Genomic DNA, 5,546 nt, shown 5'->3' with positions numbered 1-5,546 from the left:
CTGCTTTCCAGTAAACAATTAGCAATAAACAATGGTGTACGTCCCAGATATAGGTTGACCACTTCCAAGGAAACAAAATTAAGCTCCTCCCTTTTTCAAAGGGAGGTGGTTTGCCTGAAAGTGCAAACCGGAGGGATTAATTACGGTTACATTAATCATAGTACTATGTTACGGGACTTATATCGCACTAGAAAATGCTAACATCTATATTGTAAGCGAACATACAAGACCAGCATTACTGCCACAGCCTACACCAAAAACATCCGGGAATAAAAAAACCCTCTAATGTTAGAGGGTTCTTTTTTGGAGGCATCGAGCGGATTCGAACCGCTGTACAAGCTTTTGCAGAGCTCTGCCTAGCCACTCGGCCACAATGCCCTTTAGGAGTGCAAAGGTAGTACTTTTTTTAAATATCAAAAAGTTAAAGGCACTATCTTTTTCTTTTCAGTACAATGGTCACTCCTTCCACATCCCCGCCAATGGGCGGATTTATTTTGGTGACAGCCACTTCCACCTTCTTTACCATGCTAATTTCTTCCAGGATGCGATCTAAAATTCGTTTTCCCACATGCTCCAATAGTTTAGAGGGTATGGCCATTTCTTCCTTAACAACATGGTTTATATGTACATAATCTACCGTATCTACCAGCTCATCGGAGATGGCGGCCGAATCTAAGTTGGCCCATACTACCACATCCACGCGGTATTCACTTCCAATAATTGTTTCTTCCCCTAAACAGCCATGATGGGCATAAGCCCTTATATTACTAACTTTTACTTTCCCCACTGATTCCTAGTTTTGTGCAAAACTAAATCAATCCCAGCGTACCCCAAGGGGTTTTAGTATATAATTATTACCCACGACTTAAAAGTCGTGGCAATTCAGATATGATTCCTTTCTAGTTGTCCACCTACGGAACAGAATAATGGCGAATTTCAGTTCCTCACAATTTCCAAATTAACCCATTTCCAAATCGACCCATTTCCAAATCTCCAAATCAACACATCTTCAAATCAATTGTTACATTGGTACATTGATACATTAGATAAAAAGCTTATCAACCCCTTCATTTCCCCATTTCCAAATCTCCAAATCAACACATCTTCAAATCAACCTAATACGTACATCTACAATTACTGATCCCTTGAAACAGGTCCACTCCTATAGTAACCACATGGGTTCCGGTGCTATAGCCCAGTATTTCATTTAATATGACCTGATATGAATATCCAAAATATAGATTATTCTTCTTAAGTCCGGCCAATGGGGCCACATACAAGGGTCTACCCAATTGGTCGTTTAAAAATCGATAGGTAGCCCCCACATAATAATAGTCCTCAAAATCGTAAAATCTGAACTTTAGGTTAATATCCGCTTCCGATCTACCATCACTCTCAAATATTTTATACAAAACGGAGGGTTCTATTTCCATATTGCTATTCTTGGATTTCTTGTATCGATAACCGGAATACAGATAGAAATTTCGCAGTTTGTTGGGCTCATAGATGGGATCAAAAATATAGACATCCTTATTGATCACGTTGGAGGCATTTAGGCTTAGGTAGAAGGCATTTTTCCGATAGAGCACCCCTACATCAAAGTTGTGGTTAGAAGTAGAGCGATCATCGGTCACCCCTGGGTCAAATCCAGCGTCCGTAAATTCACCCACATCCAACCGAAACTGGTTAAAGTTATAGGAGAGTCCAAAGGAGAGAAATTCGTCCTCATATCGATCCAAGGTAAGGTGGTGGGCAAAGGACATACGTGCTCCTTGCTGCTTGGTATAACCGTTGGAATCGTTGTATAAAAACAGTCCTACTCCCGATTTTTCCCCCAAACGCATATCGGCAGCCAGGGATTGGGTCCTGGGCGCATTTTTTATGCCTACCCATTGCGCCAATCCGTTGAGCCTAATTTTAACGTGATCTCCTATTCCCGCATAGGTGGGAGACAGTACAAAGGGGTTGTCTGCCAGGTACTGCGAAAGCTGGGGGGAATTTAGTTCCTGTCCCCTTGCTGCCACGGTTCCCATAACCATTAAAATCACTATTAAATTGCGCATTCTAAGCATACATATATTTTTATCTATACAGGGTGAAATGCCCCACAAATTCCCGATCATCGTTCTCCCCCTTCAGTTTTATTACATACCAGTAATCCCCGGTGGGTAGTTCCGAATTTTTATAGAGGCCGTCCCATCCTTCGTCATTTAGACCCATTCTGTAAACCTCCCTACCATAACGGTCAAAGATGATGGTTAGTATTTTTGGGAACCCTTCCATATTCTTAGGTCTCCAAGTATCATTTTTTCCATCACCATCGGGCGTAAAGAAATTGGGAACTTCTATATCGATGAATTCCATAAAGATCTGGGCGATACTTTCACAACCAGCTTCATCTACCACTCGTACCGTATGGGTACCAGTTTCCTTTATATAGAAGGTATTGTCCTCCCCATTATCCACATTCCCAAAATAGAAGGTGTATCCAGGCTGACCACCGGTAGCAATTGCCGTAATTTCATTGATATTATTTTGCTCCAACGTCAGTACTAGCGGTTCAAAATCTGCAATCGTGAACGCGATGGTATCCACACATCCGTTAGAATGACTGATGGCCAAATAATGGTCCCCCGGACTTATGTTTCTAAAGTTAGGCTCCAAGACCATATCATTTGGATCCGTGGAGTCCAAGGCATATAGCACCTCTGATGCTACTGTGGGATCATCTAAGATTACTTCCAGGGAATTATTAGGTGTACTCCCCGTACATTCATAAACGGGCGTTACGGTTGCTTTTAGGTTTACTCCCGGATCTACGACAACCGCCAAGTTGATTTGACAACCCTGGGCATCCCTTACAAATATGGCATAGGTCCCTGCCGCCAATCCAGAAAAATCGGTCCTATCCTGTACAAAGTCGGCATCCGCGGTGGAGTTGATACTGGTGCTATACGGAGCGGTACCTCCGGTAATATTTAAGGATATTGTCCCGTCTTCCTCCCCAATACAAATTTCCGGACTTGTTGTGGCCGAGGTTGTAATCGGGGAAGGCTCATTAATGGTAAAGTTCAAAAATTCGAAACAACCATTAATATCCTGGGCTATTACATTATAATCCCCAGGTGCCAGATTGGTAAAGGTATTTACCGTATCAAATTTGTCCAGATCTGGTGAAATAGCATACTGATAGCCTCCGGATCCTCCTGATAACTGAACGGAAATTCGTCCATCATTGGCCCCGTTACAGGATACATCCGTATAACTACTATCGACCACCAAGGGCGTAGGTTCGGTAATATTGATCGCACTAGACGCTACTACACAATCCTCACTGGTAACTCTTACGTAATAGCTACCCACAGTAAGATTATTAAACCTTCCAGAAGTTTGCGGAGCAGCAACCCTGTTGGTAAAGCTAGCATCGGTAAAGAGCTCATAGCGATAGTTTCCGAGCCCTCCAGCTGCCTTGGCAGTGATGCTTGCCGTACTATCCCCGTTACAGTTGATGATTGCTGCCGAGGTATCCAGGGCAACTGACAATGGTGCAATGGCGGTTTCGTTTATTTCGTTGGATAAAACAGAGCCACATCCAAAGGCGTCCATCACATAATAGCTATACCTCCCGGCAGCCACATTGAAAGTATGGGTGTTTCCGCCGCTCATCGGGAAATAATTGATACCGTCCTCACTGTATTGATAAGGTCCTGTACCGCCCGATGCAGTAAGTTCCAATTGGGCATCCATAGTACAGCTCAACGGACTGGTTCTTATTAGAGAAGCATACACGTCCGTAGGATCCACAATACTTACCTGTACCGTTTCAAAATCACATTCCCAACCATCCGATACGGTAATGGAATAAATACCCGCACTTAGGTTGTTGAAATCAGGACTAAGCTGTCCTCCCGAAGTAAAGGTGATCACTGTTCCCGTGGGGTCGTATACATTTAATTGATATTGGTATACCCCTTCTCCACCCGTCATATTGATAGCACTTATGGCACCATCACTATCGCCATAACAGACCAAGGTGGTGCTTAACGGAGTAATATCGGCACTGATTGGGGCCGGCCGTACCAAATTGATGCTATCATTTAGGATACACCCATTGGCATCGGTTATCTCTACGGTGTAATCCCCAGCGGAAAGTCCGTCAAAAACCATACTCCTCACATCAGTTGCATTATATACCTCTGAAGTGATGGTATTGGTAAGTACTATATCGTAAGGCGCGTACCCTCCACTTGGATCTACCAAAATTTCACCCTGATCATTGGAGCAGGTAACGTTGGCGATGGCATCTACAACCGCGCTAAGAGCCCTATCTGGGGATATTATACGAACCGTGTTGGAATCCTCCGTACATTCCGGTGCATCTAATTCCGTAACCTTTACATAATAATTCCCTCCGGAAAGTCCGGTTATAGTCAACGGATTAGTAGCGGTAGTGGCCGATCCCGAAATTGGGGTGGCTCCACCTCCAGCAGTATAAACTGTATAATTATACGGCCCTGAATAGCCAGTAACATTAATTTCCAATGATCCATTAGTGTCCCCAAAACAGGTCACTGGCGTACTAGCCGTAGCGCTAACCTTGATCCGATCGTAAGGAGCAATCATATAATTTGCCGTATCCTCATAGCAACCCGTAGAAGTGTCGGTTACCCTAAAGGTGTAAACTCCTACTGCATGCAACTCAAAGGTAGCACTGTTGTAAGTAGGTGTACTAATAAGGGTAGCATTGGTATTGCCTACAGGTAATAACTGGAAGCTATACGTATTGTTTGTATCGCCATTGTCGTTGGCAGTAATGGTTATTACCTCTGGTCCTACACAAGATATGTTGGCATCTTTGGATATTAATGTTGTGAATTTATTCAGCGTGCTAATGTTCACTGTGGTAGCTGCAGTACACCCGTTATCATCCTTGATGGTCACGGTTATAGTTCTATCAGACCCATTGTCAGTAATATTAAAGGTGTTGGAGGTAAAGAAGTTCACCCCATCTATACTATAGGTGTAAGGAGCTGTTCCCCCTGCTCCCGCAGCTGTAATTACTGCCTGCCCTGGCTTATTAGTAGCATTACACGTAAAACTAGTAGCACTGGCAGTTACCCCTACAGGATCTGGCGCTACAATAGTTACCGTTTCTCTCAAGGAACAATTCCTTTCAGAAATGGCTTCTACAATATAGTCTGCTGCAGTTAATCCCGTAAAAAGCGGATTGTTCTGAGGTCCCGCGATTAGAATTCCACCTATATCATACAGATTATAGGTGTATATTGGATTATCGTTAACACCTATTGCCCGAGGCATGAGGTTTATACGAATGCTACCGTCACTTCCTCCATTACAGGATACGTCTTCCAGCGTATGTGTATCAAAGGTCACAGGAGTAGCGGTCTCCAAAGTAACCGGTACCTGGGCGTCGCAACCAGAGCCAGAGGTATCGTAAACGATGGCGGTATAATCGCCCGGAGCCAATACGTTGAACACATTGGAGGCCTGTCGCGCTCCTCCAGTAACACTGGTTCCCACTGAAT

At 43.8% G+C, this 5,546-nt stretch carries 4 protein-coding genes and 1 tRNA gene; 1 reads left to right on the top strand and 4 read right to left on the bottom strand.

Going from position 1 to position 5,546, the window contains the following annotated elements; genetic code table 11:
• Positions 1-201, top strand: a 201-nt coding sequence (locus F1E73_RS17965; protein ID WP_223883486.1) for a hypothetical protein, incomplete at its 5' end; no start/stop codon positions are given.
• Positions 202-304: 103 nt separating this feature from the next.
• On the opposite strand, the gene F1E73_RS16175 is transcribed toward F1E73_RS17965, so the two are convergent.
• The 4 genes from F1E73_RS16175 to F1E73_RS16160 all read right to left on the bottom strand — a co-directional run.
• A tRNA-Cys gene (locus F1E73_RS16175) sits at positions 305-378 on the bottom strand.
• A gap of 52 nt (positions 379-430) precedes the next feature.
• Positions 431-787 (bottom strand): dihydroneopterin aldolase, encoded by a 357-nt coding sequence (folB, locus tag F1E73_RS16170; RefSeq protein WP_150452542.1) that lies wholly within the window; start codon positions 785-787, stop codon positions 431-433.
• Between the two features lie 328 nt (positions 788-1,115).
• A complete protein-coding gene (locus F1E73_RS16165; protein ID WP_150452541.1) occupies positions 1,116-2,063 on the bottom strand; it encodes a PorP/SprF family type IX secretion system membrane protein in 948 nt (315 codons plus the stop codon).
• Positions 2,064-2,082: 19 nt separating this feature from the next.
• A partial coding sequence (locus tag F1E73_RS16160; RefSeq protein WP_150452540.1) for a T9SS type B sorting domain-containing protein occupies positions 2,083-5,546 on the bottom strand: 3,464 nt, incomplete at its 5' end.

The sequence above is a fragment of the Arenibacter lacus genome (genome assembly GCF_008711145.1).
Taxonomy (GTDB): Bacteria; Bacteroidota; Bacteroidia; order Flavobacteriales; family Flavobacteriaceae; genus Arenibacter; species Arenibacter amylolyticus.
Note: the sequence above shows the minus strand (reverse complement) of the source record. Positions and strands in the feature narration are given on the sequence as shown.